At 74.5% G+C, this 15,554-nt stretch carries 14 protein-coding genes and 1 pseudogene; 5 read left to right on the top strand and 10 right to left on the bottom strand.

The window, feature by feature from the left end; translation table 11 throughout:
- Positions 1 to 39: 39 nt before the first annotated feature.
- Entirely contained in the window at positions 40 to 2,418 is a 2,379-nt protein-coding gene (pcrA, locus tag ACHZ99_RS26795) for a DNA helicase PcrA (RefSeq protein ID WP_420307333.1), read from the bottom strand.
- A gap of 257 nt (positions 2,419 to 2,675) precedes the next feature.
- On the opposite strand from pcrA, the gene ACHZ99_RS26790 reads away from it, so the two are divergent.
- Complete coding sequence (locus tag ACHZ99_RS26790) at positions 2,676 to 3,827, top strand: NlpC/P60 family protein (RefSeq protein ID WP_420307332.1); 1,152 nt, start codon at positions 2,676 to 2,678, stop codon at positions 3,825 to 3,827.
- A gap of 51 nt (positions 3,828 to 3,878) precedes the next feature.
- Here ACHZ99_RS26790 and ACHZ99_RS26785 read toward each other — a convergent pair whose 3' ends face one another.
- Positions 3,879 to 4,232 carry a hypothetical protein gene (locus ACHZ99_RS26785; protein WP_420307331.1) on the bottom strand — a complete coding sequence of 118 codons (354 nt, stop codon included), beginning with the start codon at positions 4,230 to 4,232 and terminating at the stop codon, positions 3,879 to 3,881.
- Positions 4,233 to 4,471: 239 nt separating this feature from the next.
- On the opposite strand from ACHZ99_RS26785, the gene ACHZ99_RS26780 reads away from it, so the two are divergent.
- Complete coding sequence (locus tag ACHZ99_RS26780) at positions 4,472 to 5,527, top strand: NlpC/P60 family protein (RefSeq protein ID WP_420307330.1); 1,056 nt, start codon at positions 4,472 to 4,474, stop codon at positions 5,525 to 5,527.
- Positions 5,528 to 5,594: 67 nt separating this feature from the next.
- On the opposite strand, the gene ACHZ99_RS26775 is transcribed toward ACHZ99_RS26780, so the two are convergent.
- Positions 5,595 to 6,320, bottom strand: a complete 726-nt coding sequence (locus tag ACHZ99_RS26775; RefSeq protein WP_420307329.1) for a LuxR C-terminal-related transcriptional regulator — start codon at positions 6,318 to 6,320, stop codon at positions 5,595 to 5,597.
- A gap of 75 nt (positions 6,321 to 6,395) precedes the next feature.
- Entirely contained in the window at positions 6,396 to 7,691 is a 1,296-nt protein-coding gene (locus ACHZ99_RS26770; protein WP_420307328.1) for a PspC domain-containing protein, read from the bottom strand.
- A gap of 132 nt (positions 7,692 to 7,823) precedes the next feature.
- Here ACHZ99_RS26770 and ACHZ99_RS26765 point away from each other — a divergent pair, with 132 nt between their 5' ends.
- Both ACHZ99_RS26765 and ACHZ99_RS26760 read left to right on the top strand, forming a co-directional pair.
- The gene (locus ACHZ99_RS26765; RefSeq protein ID WP_420307327.1) at positions 7,824 to 9,272 is read left to right on the top strand and encodes a PspC domain-containing protein; all 1,449 of its coding nucleotides are present in this window, start codon (positions 7,824 to 7,826) and stop codon (positions 9,270 to 9,272) included.
- Positions 9,259 to 9,681, top strand: a complete 423-nt coding sequence (locus ACHZ99_RS26760; protein WP_420307326.1) for a hypothetical protein — start codon at positions 9,259 to 9,261, stop codon at positions 9,679 to 9,681. Before ACHZ99_RS26765 ends, ACHZ99_RS26760 begins: the two co-directional genes overlap by 14 nt.
- 37 nt (positions 9,682 to 9,718) lie before the next feature.
- On the opposite strand, the gene ACHZ99_RS26755 is transcribed toward ACHZ99_RS26760, so the two are convergent.
- The 3 genes from ACHZ99_RS26755 to guaA all read right to left on the bottom strand — a co-directional run bounded on the left by ACHZ99_RS26755 (position 9,719) and on the right by guaA (position 13,613).
- Complete coding sequence (locus ACHZ99_RS26755) at positions 9,719 to 10,261, bottom strand: DoxX family protein (protein ID WP_420307325.1); 543 nt, start codon at positions 10,259 to 10,261, stop codon at positions 9,719 to 9,721.
- 150 nt (positions 10,262 to 10,411) lie between these two features.
- On the bottom strand, positions 10,412 to 11,785 hold the full coding sequence (locus tag ACHZ99_RS26750; protein WP_420307541.1) for a hypothetical protein: 1,374 nt from the start codon (positions 11,783 to 11,785) through the stop codon (positions 10,412 to 10,414).
- A 253-nt stretch (positions 11,786 to 12,038) separates the two neighbouring features.
- A complete protein-coding gene (gene guaA / locus ACHZ99_RS26745) occupies positions 12,039 to 13,613 on the bottom strand; it encodes a glutamine-hydrolyzing GMP synthase (RefSeq protein ID WP_420307324.1) in 1,575 nt (524 codons plus the stop codon).
- A 303-nt stretch (positions 13,614 to 13,916) separates the two neighbouring features.
- On the opposite strand from guaA, the gene ACHZ99_RS26740 reads away from it, so the two are divergent.
- Complete coding sequence (locus tag ACHZ99_RS26740) at positions 13,917 to 14,207, top strand: chorismate mutase (RefSeq protein WP_420307323.1); 291 nt, start codon at positions 13,917 to 13,919, stop codon at positions 14,205 to 14,207.
- Positions 14,208 to 14,446: 239 nt separating this feature from the next.
- On the opposite strand, the gene ACHZ99_RS26735 is transcribed toward ACHZ99_RS26740, so the two are convergent.
- The 3 genes and pseudogenes from ACHZ99_RS26735 to ACHZ99_RS26725 form a co-directional block, all read right to left on the bottom strand.
- The gene (locus tag ACHZ99_RS26735) at positions 14,447 to 14,863 is read right to left on the bottom strand and encodes a PIN domain nuclease (protein ID WP_420307322.1); all 417 of its coding nucleotides are present in this window, start codon (positions 14,861 to 14,863) and stop codon (positions 14,447 to 14,449) included.
- Positions 14,860 to 15,111: a type II toxin-antitoxin system VapB family antitoxin gene (locus ACHZ99_RS26730; RefSeq protein WP_420307321.1), complete on the bottom strand. Its 252-nt coding sequence runs from the start codon at positions 15,109 to 15,111 to the stop codon at positions 14,860 to 14,862. Before ACHZ99_RS26730 ends, ACHZ99_RS26735 begins: the two co-directional genes overlap by 4 nt.
- Before the next feature lie 175 nt (positions 15,112 to 15,286).
- Positions 15,287 to 15,554 (bottom strand): annotated as a pseudogene (locus ACHZ99_RS26725) (ATP-binding protein); the annotation flags it as partial.

Here is a 15,554-nt window from a genome sequence, read left to right as displayed (position 1 = left end):
TCGGTGAGCCGCGGCGGCGGCCGCCGCCGCGGGCCCGTCCTACAGCTTCTCCACCGGCGCGTACCGCAGCAGCAGCTTCTTCGCCCGCCCGTCGCCGAAGTCGATGGTCGCCTGCGCGTTCGCCCCCGACCCGGACACCTCCACCACCGTCCCCATCCCGAACTGGTCGTGCGTCACCCGGTCCCCCACCGACAGCGCGACCACCGGCCGCTCCGTCGCCCGCCCGGTCGCGAAGCCGGACGGCCCCTGGCGGGTACGGGCCGCGGCCCCCGACGGCGACGTGCCCGAAGACGCCAGCGCCGCCACCGCGGACTCCATCGGCGACCGTCCTCCACCGCCGCCGCCCCGCGTGGCCGCGGAGCCGGTGCGCCGCCACTCCAGATACGCCGGCGGGATCTCGTCCAGGAAGCGCGACGGCGGGTTGTACGACGGCTGGCCCCACGAACTGCGCATCACCGAACGCGTCAGGTAGAGCCGCTCCTGCGCGCGCGTGATGCCCACGTACGCCAGCCGCCGCTCCTCCTCCAGCTCCTTGACGTCGCCGAGGGCCCGCATGTGCGGGAAGACGCCGTCCTCCATGCCGCTGAGGAACACCACCGGGAACTCCAGTCCCTTGGCGGTGTGCAGCGTCATCAGCGTTATGACGCCGGAGCCGTCCGTCTCCTCCTCCGGGATCTCGTCGCTGTCGGCGACGAGCGCGACCCGCTCCAGGAAGTCGGCGAGCGTCCCCGGGCCCTCCTCGCCGCGCTCCTGCTCGAACTCCAGGGCCACGGCGGCCAGCTCCTGCAGGTTCTCGATCCGGGTCTCGTCCTGCGGGTCGGTCGACGCCTGGAGCTCGGCGAGATAGCCGGTCCGCTCCAGCACCGCCTCCAGCACCGTGGCCGGTCCGGCGCCGGACTCGACGACCGTACGGAGCTCCTCCATCAGCGTGTTGAACCGCTTGACGGCGTTCACCGAGCGGGACGCCATCCCGTACGCCTCGTCGACGCGCACGAGCGCCTGCGGGAACGAGATCCGCTCGCGCTGCGCCAGCGCCTCGATCATCGCCTCGGCGCGGTCGCCGATGCCGCGCTTGGGCACGTTCATGATGCGGCGCAGCGGTACGGAGTCCTCGGGGTTGGCGAGCACGCGCAGGTACGCGAGGACGTCGCGGACCTCCCGGCGCTCGTAGAACCGGACGCCGCCGACGACCTTGTACGGCAGGCCGACGCGGATGAAGACCTCCTCGAAGACCCGGGACTGGGCGTTGGTGCGGTAGAAGACGGCGACGTCGCCGGCGCGGGCGTCGCCCGCGTCCGACAGCCGGTCGATCTCGTCGGCGACGAACTGCGCCTCGTCGTGCTCGGTGTCGGCGACGTAGCCGACGATGCGGGCGCCGGCGCCCGCGTCCGTCCACAGGTTCTTGGGGCGGCGGGAGGAGTTGCGCTCGATGACGGCGTTGGCGGCGTTGAGGATCGTCTGGGTGGAGCGGTAGTTCTGCTCCAGCAGGATCGTGCGCGCCTCGGGGTAGTCCTCCTCGAACTGCAAGATGTTGCGGATGGTGGCGCCGCGGAAGGCGTAGATCGACTGGTCGGCGTCGCCGACGACGCACAGCTCGGCGGGGTCCTCCTCGGTGCCGACCAGCTCGCGCACCAGCGTGTACTGCGCGTGGTTCGTGTCCTGGTACTCGTCGACGAGGACGTGCCGGAAGCGGCGGCGGTAGTGCTCTGCGACGTCCGGGAACGCCTGGAGCAGGTTCACGGTCGTCATGATCAGGTCGTCGAAGTCCAGCGCGTTGGCCTCGCGCAGCCGGGACTGGTACATCGCGTACGCCTCGGCGAGCGTCTTCTCGTAGCCGTCGGCGGCCTGGGAGGCCCAGCTCTCCTCGTCGACCAGCTCGTTCTTCAGGCCGGAGATCCTGGCGCTGAACGCCTTGGGCGGGTAGCGCTTCGGGTCGAGGTCCAGGTCCCGGCAGACGAGGGACATCAGCCGGCGCGAGTCGGCGGCGTCGTAGATCGAGAACGAGGACGTGAAGCCCAGCTTCTTCGACTCGCGGCGCAGGATGCGCACGCAGGCGCTGTGGAACGTGGAGACCCACATCGCGTTCGCGCGGGCGCCGACCAGCTCCTCGACCCGCTCCTTCATCTCGCCCGCGGCCTTGTTCGTGAACGTGATCGCGAGGATCTGGCCGGGGTGCGCGCGCCGCTTGGCCAGCAGGTACGCGATCCGGTGGGTGAGCACCCGGGTCTTGCCGGAGCCGGCGCCGGCGACGATCAGCAGGGGCGAGCCGGTGTGCTCCACGGCGGCGCGCTGCTGCTCGTTCAGCCCGGTGAGCAGCGCTTCCGGGTCCGTGACGGGGCGGGGCGCGCCGTCGCGGTAGTACGGCTCGGGGACGCTCGCGGCGAGGGCGGGGTGACTGTCGTCGAAGAGGCTGCTCATCGTCCACAGAGTCTAGGGCGCCCCACCGACAGCCCGTTCCCGTATCCCCGCCCCCGCCCGCTGCCGCGCACCGCGCCGCGCCACCCGCCGCGCACCCGGTCGCGCATCCCGGCCCGGGATCCGGGATGTCCGGGATGGACGGAACGACTCCCTCAGATCACAAAATGGTTTCGGGCAAATCGAACATCAGGCTTCACAGCAGTCCCACCGAGTGGCTACCGTGCACGGCACTGCCTGGACGGAAGGAGTGGCCTGCCTTGGCTTCCCACCGAAAGCCGCGCACCCGGATCATGGAGTCGCCGGCGGGGCGGCGTACCGCGGTCGGCGTCGGCTCCGCGGCACTGGCCTCGGCGACGCTCCTCAGCCAGGAGGCCGGCGCGGCCCCGGCCGAGCGGTCGATCGAAGAGGTGCAGAAGGAGGTCGACCACCTCTACCACGAGGCGGAGCGCGCCACCGAGCGCTACAACGGCGCCAAGGAGCGTACGGCGCAGCAGCGCACCCGCGTCGAGGAGCAGCTCGACGAGGTGGCCGAGGAGACCGCGCGGCTCAACGAGTCGCGGCGCGAGCTGGGCCGCATCGCCGCCGCCCAGTACCGCAACGGCGGCATCACGCCCACCGCGACGTTCATGCTCGCCCCCGACCCGCAGACCTACTTCGACCAGGCGCACCTCATGGAGCGGCTGACGAACCACGAGCAGGCCGCGGTCGACCGGTTCCAGGCGCGGCAGGCCAAGGCCGCGAAGAAGCGCGCGGAGGCGCAGGAGAGCCTGCGGACCCTCACCGAGTCGCAGGAGCAGCTCCGGGACTCCAAGAAGGAGGTCCAGACGAAGCTGTCCGACGCGCGTCAGGTGCTGGACCGCCTCACCGAGGCGGAGAAGAAGCGGCTCGCGGAGCTGGAGCGCAAGCGCGAGGAGGAGGCGCGGCGCAAGGCCGAGGAGGCCGCGCGGCAGGCGGAGCGGCAGCGGCAGGCGGAGCAGGAGCGCCGGGAGCAGCAGCAGCGCGAAGAGGAACAGCAGGAGCAGGAGGAGGAGCAGCAGGACCCGCCGCCGGACACCGGTGCCACGAAGGCGGACAAGGTGCTGTCGTTCGCCGAGGCCCAGCTGGGCAAGCCCTACGTGTGGGGGGCGACCGGCCCGGACTCGTTCGACTGCTCCGGCCTCACCCAGGCCGCCTGGCGGGAGGCCGGCATCTCCCTGCCGCGCACGACCTACGACCAGGTCAACGCCGGCACGCAGGTGGCCAAGGCGGATCTGCAGCCGGGTGACCTCGTCTTCTTCTACGACGACATCAGCCACGTCGGGATCTACGTGGGCAACGGGCAGATGATCCACGCCTCCAAGCCGGGCGACGACGTGAAGTACGAGTCGATCGACTACATGCCGTTCCACAGCGGCGTGCGCCCGGCCTGAGGGACCGCCCGGGGCCGGGGCAGACCGGGCCGGGCCGTTGCCCGGCCGGTCTCAGGTCCAGGTGGTGGCGATGACGATGTTCGACATGGTCAGCAGTCCGATCGCGGCGAAGTAGCCCTTGGGGACGCGCTCCTCGTTCCTCTTGATGAAGACCATGACGAGGATCACTATCAGGATCACGCCCTTGACGCCGAGCTTCGCCTGGTTCAGCTCCACGTCGTCGGCCTCGTTGAGCCCGGAGAGGATGAAGCCGGTGACGAGCATGACCAGGGCGCCGTGCACCATCGCGGGCACGACCCGCACGTCGCCGGTGCTCATCGACTTCATCTGGGTGAGCCAGCCGCCGAGGAGCGAGGCGATCCCGATGATGTGCGACGCGACGAAGAGGTTGATGAGTACATCCATGGCACGCGAGCGTAGCGATCCGTAACAGGCCCCGCCCACGGGGGTGACCACTTCAGCAGCATCGGTCGCAGACGCCAACCCGCGGCTCACTTCAGCGTGTTCGGTCGATCACAATACGTCATCATCGACCGGTGCCGACAAGTCTCCGTCATCCCCTCGTGCTGTGCCGCCGCCCCGGCCTAATTTCTCGGCGGCGGCCCGCTCCCCCGTGCGGGCCGCCACCTGACTGCGAGGAAGGGGTGAACGCCCGCGTGGCGTCGCACAGTAAGGCCACGGCCCGTACCGCCGGGGCGATCGCGCTCGTCGGCGCCGCCACCGCCGGCGCCCTCGGCGGTCTCGCCCACGCCGACCCGCGGCCGGCGCCCGCGGAGGTCCAGGCCCGGGTGGACCGGCTGCACCACGAGGCCGAGCAGGCCGTCGAGAAGTACAACGGCGTCGCCGAGAAGGCCGACCGCGCCGAACGGGACCTGGACGACCTCCGCGACGAGGCCGCCCGCAGGACCGCCCGGCTGAACGACGCCCGCGACGCCCTCGGCGCGTTCGCCACCGCCCAGTACCGCAGCGGCACCGCCGACCCCACCGTGCAACTCGCCCTGTCCGCCGAGCCGGAGGACTACCTGCGGCAGGCGGCGCTGCTGGAGCGGGTCGGCAGCCGGCGGGCCGCCGCGCTCACCGACGTCGGGCGGCAGCTGCGGGAGGTGCGGCAGGTGCGCGCGGAGGCCGACGAGCGGCTGGCGGAGCTGAAGTCCGCGCGTGCGGAGCTGAAGCGGCGCAAGAGCGCGATCAACGACAAGCTCGCCGAGGCCCGCCGGCTGCTCGCCACCCTCACCGCCGGGCAGCGGGAGTCGGTCCTCGGCGCGGACGGCCACGGCGCCGCGGCCGGGGCGGCCGGCGCGGACGGCCGGGCGGGCCGCGACGCCGCGCGCGGGCCGGTGCAGGCGCCCAACGCCCGCGCCGCGCGGGCCGTGTCGTACGCCCGGAGCGCGGTCGGCAGCCCGTACGTCTGGGGCGCCACCGGCCCCGGCTCCTTCGACTGCTCCGGCCTGACCCAGGCCGCCTGGGGCGCCGCGGGCGTCTCCCTGCCCCGTACGACCTACACCCAGGCCGCGGCGGGCACCGCCGTCCCGCGCTCCGCGCTGGCGCCCGGGGACCTGGTCTTCTACTACCCGGGCCGCACCCACGTCGGCATCTACGCGGGCGGCGGGCAGATCATCCACGCGCCCCGCCCGGGCGCCACCGTGCGCTACGCCCCGGTGGACGCCATGCCGTTCGCGACCGCGGTACGCCCCGCGTGACCGCGGGCGCCCGCGAGGCCGCGGGCGCGGGCACGCGCGCGTGAGGCGCGCACGCGGCGGGGGTGCGTCACACCAGCCGGCGGGCCGTCGCCCAGCGCGTCAGCTCGTGCCGGTTCGACAGCTGCAACTTGCGCAGCACCGCCGACACGTGCGACTCGACGGTCTTGACGGAGATGTACAGCTGCTTCGCGACCTCCTTGTACGCGTACCCCCGGGCGATCAGCCGCAGCACCTCCCGCTCCCGCTGCGTCAGCCGGTCCAGGTCCTCGTCCACCGGCGGCGCGTCCGTCGACGCGAAGGCGTCGAGGACGAAGCCGGCGAGCCGCGGCGAGAACACCGCGTCGCCGTCGGAGACCCGGAAGATCGCGCCGACGAGGTCGGTGCCGGTGATGGTCTTCGTCACGTACCCCCGGGCGCCGCCGCGGATGACGCCGATGACGTCCTCGGCCGCGTCCGACACCGACAGCGCCAGAAAGCGCACCGGCGCCTCGCCGCTCGGCGACTCCCCCATCAGCCCCGAGCAGCGCCGCAGCACCTCCACGCCGCCGCCGCCCGGCAGGTGCACGTCGAGAAGGACGACCTCGGGGCGGGTGGCGGTGATGACCGTCACCGCCTGCTCCACGTCCGCCGCCTCGCCGACGACCTCGACGCCGGTCTCGTCCGTCACGCCGATCTCCGCCTGCACCCCGGCCCGGAACATGCGGTGGTCGTCGACGAGCACGACCCGTACCCGACGGCCCTCCCCGGGGCCCGCGCCACTCGCCGGCGTCCCGCCCGCCGCGTCGTCCGTCATCGTCCGCTCCTCACTGCGCCCGGCGCGCCCCGCGCGCCCACCGCGTCCGCGCCGTCCGCGTACGCCCGCGCGCCCTCACTCGGCGCGCTCCATCTCCAGCTCCACCTCGGTGCCCCCGCCCGCCGGCGTGCGCAGCCGGGCGGTGCCGCCGTTGCGCTCCATCCTGCCGATGATGGACTCGCGTACGCCCATTCTGTCGGCCGGGACCGCCTCCGGGTCGAAGCCGGGACCGCGGTCCTTCACCGAGATGAACACCTGCCGGCCCTCGACCTCCGCGAAGACCTGCACCGGCCCCGCCTCGCCACCGTACTTGGCCGCGTTGACCATCGCCTCCCGCGCCGCCTGCAACTGCGCCCCGAGCCGGTCGTCCAGCGGGCAGTCGCCGACGCACACCACCTCGACCGGCACCCCGTGGTGGTCCTCCACCTCCGCCGCCGTCCGGCGCACCCCCTCGGCGAGCGTGCCGGGTCCCGCCTCGCCGTCCTCGCCGTCCTTCCCGGTGCCCTGCGGCTTGTACAGCCAGGTGCGCAGCTCCCGCTCCTGCGCGCGGGCCAGCTTGCGCACCTCGCCGGCGTTGTCGGCGTTGCGCTGGATGAGGGTGAGGGTGTGCAGCACGGAGTCGTGGACGTGGGCGGCGACCTCGGCGCGCTCCTGCGCGCGGATGCGCATCAGCCGCTCCTCGGAGAGGTCCTGCACCATCCGTACGAGCCAGGGGCCGGCCAGCAGCGCGACCCCCACCAGCACGGCGAGCGACGCCTGCACGACGGCGCCGATGTGCCGCGTCGAGCCCTGGATGACGAAGATCGCGCTGACCCCCGCCCCGACCAGCAGCACCCCGGCGGCGCCGCGCGCGAACGGCAGGAACTTCGTCCCCCGCGTGACCGCCGCCCACTTCGCCCGCCGGGCGTTGTCCGCCTGCCGCCACACCAGCGCCACCCCGGCGCCGATGAGCAGCAGCGGCCACACGAACGCGTTGGAGCGGCCCAGGTCGAGGCTGCCGGCGAAGATGCCGGCGCCGACGAGCAGCGCGAGCAGGGCGAGCAGCTGGCCCTTGTCGGGCTTGCGGAGCCGCTTGCGCCCGTCGGCGTCGACGTCCACGAGCGGCTTCTCGGCGCGGCCGCCCTGGCCGAGCGGGACGACGAACCAGAACACGGCGTACAGCAGCACGCCCAGGCCGTTGGCCATGAGCAGGCCGAGGAAGACGATCCGCACCCACGACACGGGCAGCCCCAGGTGCCCGGCGAGACCGCGCGCGACCCCGCCGAGCCAGCGCCCGTCCGCGCTGCGGTACAGCCGCCGGACAGGCCGCTCGTACGGGTCGCCGGGCGCGGCGGCGCCCTCGGGGGCGGGCGCGGTGGCGGCTGCGGTCATGTCATGCATCGTCACACGGGTGGGGCGGCCCTGGCATCAGGGTTGACCCCCCATCGGCCCCCGGAGGATTTCAGGGTGGGCTCGGGGTAGTCCCGCCTGCCGCCCCGCGGCGGCGTCCGCCACCATGGACCCATGACGGACACGAGCCCCGGCGCGGGCCCCGGCGCGCGGGACGAGCCGCCCGGCGGGGCCGGCGGCGGCCCGTCCGGACGGCCCGGACCGGACTCCGCCGACGGCACCGGCACCGACACCGGCACCGGCGCCGGTGCTCCCGCGCGCCCGCGGCTGCGGCGCAGCCGCCGCTACAAGGTCGTCGGCGGCGTCTGCGGCGGCCTCGGCCAGTACTTCGGCATGGACCCCGTCATCTTCCGCATCGTGCTCGGCGTGCTCACCGCCACCGGCGGCCTCGGCCTCGTCGCGTACGGCTTCGCCTGGCTGCTGATGCCGCTCGACGGCGAGGACGACAGCGAGGGCCGCCGGCTGCTGTCCGGCCGGGTCGAGGGCTCTGCGCTGACGGCGCTGCTGTTCGCCGTCGTCGGCTGCGGCCTGTTCCTCTCCGTACTGAACACCACCGACACCCACTTCTTCGCCGCCCTGCTCATCCTCTGCCTCGGCGGCGCCGCCTACTGGTCCCACCACCGCCGCGCCGCCGAGGAGCTGGCCGCCGACGGCGTCCCCGTGGACGACGCCACCGCCCACGCCGTCGCCGACGCCCCGCCGGAGACCACGCCGCCCCCCGTGCCGTACTCCCCGTCGTGGTGGCGCGACCCGCTCACCAAGGACGGCGACTTCCCGCCGTACCTCTGGGGTCCGGAGGGCGCCGCCGACGGCATGGTCCCGCCCGAGAGCCCGTCCGGCCCGGACGGCGGGGGGACGAAGAAGGCGCCGGCCGGCGGCGGGCGCCGCCGGAGCGAGCACGAGGCCGCCGGCATCGGCGGCTGGACGTTCCTCGCCGCCGCGGCCACCTGCGCGACCCTCGTCGCCGCCACCTGGGGCGCGGAGCCGCTGGGCACCACGCTGGCGCTCGGCCTCGGCGGCGCCCTCGCCGTCTTCGGCGCCGGGTTCACGCTCAGCGCCTGGTTCGGCCGCACCGGCGGCGGCACCGCCTTCTGGGCGCTGCTGACGACCGTCCTGCTGGCCGGCGCGCTCTGGCTGCCGGACACCATCACCGCCGACTGGGGCGAGCGGACCTGGCGCCCGGCCGCGGTCCAGGACGTACGCGAGCGGTACGAGCTGGGCAGCGGTGAGGCGATGCTCGACCTCAGCCGGCTGAAGGTGGCGGAGGGCCGGACGGTCGAGACCACGGCCCAGGTGGGCCTGGGCCAGCTGGAGGTACGGGTCCCCGACGACGTACGGGTCGAGGTACGCGGCCGGGTCGACCTCGGCGACCTCCAGTTCCCGCCCACCACCCGCACCGACCCGCCGGAGGACGGCGGCGGCGACATCGACGTGTCGCCGGGGCAGGAGCGCAGGACGGTGCTGGAGCCGGCGGCCGGGCGGGCGGACGGCTCCGGGGGGACGATGGTGCTGGACCTGACGGTCTCGGTCGGTCAGCTGGAGGTCCGGCGTGCGACGCCATAGGTTCGAACCCGCGAAGCTGGTCGCGGGCCTGGTGCTGCTCTGCGGCGCGCTCTTCGGGCTGCTCGACGCGGCCGACGCGCTGCGCCAGCCGAACTGGGTGCCGCTGGTCGTGGTGCCGCCGGGGCTGGCGCTGGCGGCGCTCGTCGCCGCCGTCGGCTACGCCGCGCGCCGCGCACGCCGGCGCGCCCGGGAGGCGCGCGCGGCGGGGCCGCGGAGGGCGGGCGCGGGTACGGACCCGGGCACCGGCCCGGGTGCGGACCTGGGCACGGACCCGGGGGCGGACCTGGGCGCGTTGCCGATGGACGAGTTGCGCGGGACGTACGACGCGCGTTTCGGCGGGCCCGCCGGGGAGGCGGACCCCGAGGACGTGGCGGACGGGAGCGGGAGAACCGGCGGGTCGGGGCGCTGAGGCGCAGGGGCGGCGGGGTTGCCGGGGCGGCGGGGCGCTAGGAGAAGAGCTGCCGGCCCTTCCGGCGGCGGCGGACGGCGAGCACCGAGTCCAGCGACCAGTAGGGCGCGCCGGCCAGGGCCAGCGCCGTCCACGCCATCATGTACGGCAGGTCCTGCCCGTAGTAGTACGGATCCGCCGACCAGCTCATCGTGAACCACAGCGTCATCGAGATCAGCACCCCGCCGACCGCCGCGAGCCGCGCCCACAGCCCGGCGAGCGTGCCGAGCCCCACCGCGATCTCGCCCAGCGAGATGGCGATCCCGAACTCCGTCGGCGCCTTCTGCGCCAGGTCCACCAGCGCCGGAATCGCCACGTCGGGGAGGGTGTCGAGGATGTCGTGCAGGGAGCCGGGGCCGCTGGCGTCGAGGAACGCGTCGTCGGTGAGCTTGTCGATGCCGGCGTAGACGAAGGTGACGCCGAGGAAGATCCGCAGGGGCAGCAGCGCGAACCGGGCGGCGGCGGCGCGGATGCCGCCCGGCGGATCTCCCTGCGGCACCCTCCCGAGTACACCGGTGCCGGACGCTTGGTCCTGTGCCATGTGTTGTCCGCCTCTCCTGCCGTAGACCGTGCCGGTGATCGTCCCGGCGCCGATACTTCATGTGTGGGAGGGGATACGTAAAGCGTTTCGTGAACGCTCAACCGGATCGGGTCGTTCGCGGCCGCCCGGGTCGACGGCCCGTTCGGCGGTTCAGTCGACGATGTCGAGCAGGTACGGGGCGGACTCCGCGCCCCCGGCGGTGACGACCCTCAGCTCCGTACGCCCCGGCTCGACGTCCACCGGCACCGGCACCGTCAGCCGGGTCGCCGTCGGGTTGGCGAAGCCGCCCGCGACCGGCACCAGCGGCACGTGGACGTGGACGGCGCCGATCCGCACGACGACCCGCGCCAGCAGCTCCGGCGCCTCGGCCCCGGCGGGCACGAAGCCGGTGCCGCGCACCTCGACGTCGTCGCCGGTGCGGATCGCGGTGTGCAGGTCGCCGGGCTCGCGCACCCGGACGACGGACAGCACCGCGGGCCGTCCGCCGTCGACGAGCCGCGCCGTCAGGTGCACCGCCGCGCTCACCGCGACCAGCGCGGCGACGCCCCACGGCAGGCCCGGCAGCTGCTCGGGCCGGCGGCCGAGCTGCACCAGGGCGAAGAGCAGCGCGGCGGCGGAGACGACGGCGTACTGGATGTCGACGGCGGCGGCGCGGCCGGCGTCGTCGGTGAGCAGGTCGGCGGCGCGGGGGCGGGGGGCGCGGGTCTTGGTGAGGCCGCCGGAGCGCAGCCGGTACGCCACGACGGCGCGGGCGCCGAGCGCGGCGGCCCAGGCGACGGCGACGGTGACGACGAGCCCGGCGGCGCCACCGCTGGCGCCGGCGTCCGGCCCCGTGCCCGTACCGGATCCGGACCCGGAGCCGGACCAGCCGAGGCCGTCGAGGAGCCGGTCGCGGGCGGCGGAGCCGTCGGCGAGGGCCAGGGCGAGGGCGAGGTGCAGCAGGGCGTAGCCGGCGAGCAGCGTCCACGCGCCGGCCACCGCCCGGCCGGTCGAGAGCCGCCCGTCCTCGCCGACGACGGGGGCGAGGAGCCCCCCGCGGGCGCGGTTCAGCCACGCCGCGCCGGCCAGCAGCCCGGCGGTCAGCACGGCGGCGAGCAGCGCGGCGGTACGGGCCCGGGTCCAGCCGGGTCCGAGGGCGGTGAGCCCGACGACGAGGAGGAGGGCGAGGAGGCCGCCGCCTATGACGTACAGGCTGCGCCGCCAGAGCGCGGCCGGCCACGTCCCGCCGGCGGCCGCGGCGCCGCGCTCGGCGGAGCGGGTCAGCTCGTCGGAGACCCACTGGCGGGAGGCGCCGGGCGAGTGCGCGACCCCGGCGGGCACGCCCTCGCCGGCGGCGAAGCCGTCGCGGCGGCGGGCGAACTCGCGGGCCGGGTCGGGGGGTACGGAGGCGAAGCCGGAGCCGGGCGCGGCCGGGGCGCCGGAGTCCGCCGCCGCTTCGGCCGTGCCGCCGCCGGTCTGCGGGCCGCCGCCCGTACCGCGCGCGGCACCCGGTCCCGTACCGCTGCCCCCGCGCTGCACCGGCACCTCGGCGCCGCCGCCGGCCGCGTCCCCGGCCGCCCGGGCGCCGGCCGATTCGCTCTCCGCACCCGCGTGCCCCTCCGGCCCGCCGGCCGCAGGCGCACCCGCCGCGCCGGCCGCGGGCGCGCCCGTGTCGTCGCCCCCCGCGTCCACCGCCACCTCGTGCCCCCTTGACCGCAAGCCGTACCTGTGCATGCCGTGCATGTGATGAGAGAGCGCATTCTGCCCTACCGCCGCCCCGGCGGGGCGGCCGGGCCGCTCACTCCCACTCGATGGTGCCCGGCGGCTTCGACGTGACGTCGAGAACCACGCGGTTGACCTCCGGCACCTCGTTCGTGATCCGCGTCGAGATCCGCGCCAGCACCTCGTACGGCAGCCGCGACCAGTCCGCCGTCATCGCGTCCTCCGACGACACCGGCCGCAGCACCACCGGGTGCCCGTACGTCCGGCCGTCGCCCTGCACGCCCACCGACCGCACGTCGGCGAGGAGCACCACCGGGCACTGCCAGATGTCGCGGTCGAGACCCGCCGCCGTCAGCTCCTCGCGGGCGATGGCGTCCGCCTCACGCAGCAGGTCGAGCCGGTCCCTCGTGACCTCACCGACGATCCGGATGCCGAGCCCCGGGCCGGGGAACGGCTGCCGGTGCACCATCGCCTCGGGCAGCCCCAGCTCCCTGCCGACCATCCGGACCTCGTCCTTGAACAGCCGCCGCAGCGGCTCGACCAGCTCGAAGTCCAGGTCCTCGGGGAGCCCGCCGACGTTGTGGTGCGACTTGATGTTCGCCGTGCCGGTGCCGCCGCCGGACTCCACGACGTCCGGGTAGAGCGTGCCCTGGACGAGGAACCGCACCGCCTCGCCGGACCTCCCGGCCGCGGCGACGATCTCGGACTGCGCCTGCTCGAAGACCCGGATGAACTCCCGGCCGATGATCTTCCGCTTCTCCTCCGGGTCGGACACCCCGGCCAGCGCCGCGAGGAAGCGCTCGGCCGCGTCCACGACCCGCAGCTGCACACCCGTCGCCGCCACGAAGTCCTTCTCGACCTGCTCGGACTCGCCCTTGCGCATCAGCCCGTGGTCGACGTACACACACGTCAGCCGGTCCCCGATGGCCCGCTGCACGAGCGCCGCCGCCACCGCCGAATCCACCCCGCCGGACAGCGCGCAGATCGCCTGCGCGTCCCCGACCTGCGCGCGGACGGCCGCGACGGACTCCTCCACGACACTCGCCGTCGTCCACGCGGGGGCGAGGCCGGCGCCGCGGTAGAGGAAGTGCTCCAGGACGAGCTGGCCGTGGGTGGAGTGCATGACCTCGGGGTGGTGCTGCACGCCGTACAGCTTCCGCTCGTCGTCCTCGAAGGCCGCGACCGGCACACCCTCGGTGGCCGCGGTGACGGTGAAGCCCTCGGGGGCGGCGGAACAGGCGTCGCCGTGCGACATCCAGACGTCCTGCCGCCGCGGAGTGCCCTCGAAGAGGGTCGAGTCGGGGCGGGAGACGGTCAGCTCCGTACGCCCGTACTCGCGCTGCCCGTTGTTGTCGACGGTGCCGCCGAGGGCCTGGGCCATGAGCTGGAACCCGTAGCACATCCCGAAGACGGGCACGCCCGCGGTGAAGATCGCCGGGTCGATGCCGGGAGCGTTCTCCGCGTACACCGACGAGGGACCGCCGGAGAGGATGATCGCCTTGGGGTTCTTCGCGAGGATCTCCGGCACCGGCATCGTGGACGGCACGATCTCGCTGTAGATCCGGGCCTCGCGCACGCGACGCGCGATGAGCTGGGCGTACTGGGCACCGAAGTCCACGACGAGAACGGTGTCGGGGGTCGCTGAGGTCACTGCTGCGGCCTTCCGGCGGTGGGAGGGGAGATACCGCCGAGTCTATCCGCTGCCCCTCCCCGCCGCGGCGTCTCACCATCCGGGCCGGCGTTGTCCACGGCGGGACGCCGGTGAATACTGGGGCCCATGCGCACGCAGAGCTTCCTCTTTACCTATGGCAACCGGCCCGTCCGGCTGCCATGGTCGTGCGCTTGAGCTGACAGACAAGCGACTTCCCAGGCGCCCCGGGCCGACAGGCCCGGGGCGCGCTGCGTTGTCGCCGCCGGGCGGCGGCTCCGGGGCCCGTATCCCAGGAGAGACGAGATGAACGCAACCCAGGCGGGCGACAGGACCGGCGCGCACACGGACGAGGCGGCCACGGAGATCACCGGCGCCCGCGAACGGATCGACGACCTCGACGGCCGGATCATCGCGCTGGTGCAGGAACGGATGGCGGTCTCGTCCCGCATCCAGCAGGCCCGCATCGCCTCCGGCGGCCGCCGGGTGAACCTCGCCCGCGAGATGGAGATCCTCGCCCGCTACCGCGACCACCTGGGCCGCCCGGGCACGACGCTGGCGATGACCCTGCTGGAGCTGTGCCGCGGCCGGGCGTGACGGACGGCAAGCCACGGCGCCGGGGCGCGGCGGCGCGGGGGCGGGATGCCCCGGGCGCGGGGACGGGATGCTCCGGCGCGGGGGCGGGTCCGGAGCACCGGGACCCGCCCCGAACGTGGCCCGTGGCCCGTGGCCCGGGGCCCGTGGCCCCGTCACGCAACCGCCCCCTCCCCCCAGCCCGCCGCGCGGCCCCACCCCGCCCCCTCCGCCGCGGCGGCGCAGCGTCCGGCGCTCCCGGCTCAGTCGCCGGCGCCGGGTTCCACGACCCACTCGGCGCGCAGCCCGCTCACCGAGGCGATCATGTCGAAGTCGCCGTCGTAGTGCAGGACCGTGGCCCGGTGCCGCTCGGCGGTTGCCGCGATGAGGACGTCGGCCAGTGACAGGGCCCGGTGGAAGCCCGCGTTCAGGGCGAGGCCCTGGATCTCAAGGGCCCGCTCGAACTCCTCGTCGTTGCAGGGCAGGTAGTCGAAGCCACGGAGCAGCGTGCGCAGCCGCAGCGCCTCGGGCTTGCCGCGTGCCGAGTACAGCACCTCGTACTCGGTCGGCGCGCACACGGCGAGGAGCCCGTCGCGGTCCAGCGCATCCAGCCGCGCCCGCACCGCCGGCTTGCCCCGGCGGGCCAGCGCGGACTTGTCCATGAGGTAGCGCCCCTTCACGCCGCCGAGGCCCCGCCTCCGCGCTTGAGGGAGCCGTCCGGATTCCGCGGCCCGGTCTGCGACCGGATCTCTGCGAAGGCGTCCTCGAACTCACCCTCGTCGATGGCGTCGAACAGTTCCCGGCGCAGCCGCAGCTTCACCCCTTCCTCCATGGCCGCCCGTACCGCGGCGGCCTTGGTCTTCACCCCGTATACGCGCATCGCCTGCTCGACGATCTCTTCGTCAAGATCGATCACAGTCCTGGCCATCAGTCGTCCTCCACATCCCGACAACCCGTCAATGATATCGATTCAGGCTTGGAAACGACATCGAAATCTGGCCCGCCGAGCGATGCGACGCACGGATGCGGACAGCTGGCCTCCGGGCGGGACCCCGATCACCGGCGTGCCGGTGTCCGCACCCGCCGAGCCCGGCCGAGGGCCGTCACCCGACCGCGCTCTCGCCCGGCACCACGGGACCCACCGGCTCGACGACCACCGCCCACACCGCCTTGCCCACCCCGCCGCGCTCGACCACACCCCACCGCGCCGCCAGCGCCTCGACCACGACCAGGCCGAAGCCGCCCGCCCCGCCCGGCACCCGCCGTACCGGCCACACGCCGGAGGCGTCGTGCACCTCGATACGCACCCCGCGGTCCTGCCGGACGAAGCGCGTCTGAATCTCCCGCCCCGGCGGCACGCGGGCATGAACG

It is taken from the genome of Streptomyces sp. MAR4 CNX-425, from assembly GCF_048656465.1.
Taxonomy (GTDB): Bacteria; Actinomycetota; Actinomycetes; order Streptomycetales; family Streptomycetaceae; genus Streptomyces.
The sequence above is the reverse complement of the archived record's forward strand: the minus strand, read 5'-3'. Positions and strand labels throughout refer to the sequence as shown.

Coding starts and splice junctions, on each gene's coding strand:
- pcrA (WP_420307333.1), bottom strand. CDS start 2,418: ATGAGCAGCCTCTTCGACGACAGTCACCCCGCCCTCGCCGCGAGCGTC.
- ACHZ99_RS26785 (WP_420307331.1), bottom strand. CDS start 4,232: ATGGATGTACTCATCAACCTCTTCGTCGCGTCGCACATCATCGGGATC.
- ACHZ99_RS26775 (WP_420307329.1), bottom strand. CDS start 6,320: ATGACGGACGACGCGGCGGGCGGGACGCCGGCGAGTGGCGCGGGCCCC.
- ACHZ99_RS26770 (WP_420307328.1), bottom strand. CDS start 7,691: ATGACCGCAGCCGCCACCGCGCCCGCCCCCGAGGGCGCCGCCGCGCCC.
- ACHZ99_RS26765 (WP_420307327.1), top strand. CDS start 7,824: ATGACGGACACGAGCCCCGGCGCGGGCCCCGGCGCGCGGGACGAGCCG.
- ACHZ99_RS26755 (WP_420307325.1), bottom strand. CDS start 10,261: ATGGCACAGGACCAAGCGTCCGGCACCGGTGTACTCGGGAGGGTGCCG.
- ACHZ99_RS26740 (WP_420307323.1), top strand. CDS start 13,917: ATGAACGCAACCCAGGCGGGCGACAGGACCGGCGCGCACACGGACGAG.
- ACHZ99_RS26730 (WP_420307321.1), bottom strand. CDS start 15,111: ATGGCCAGGACTGTGATCGATCTTGACGAAGAGATCGTCGAGCAGGCG.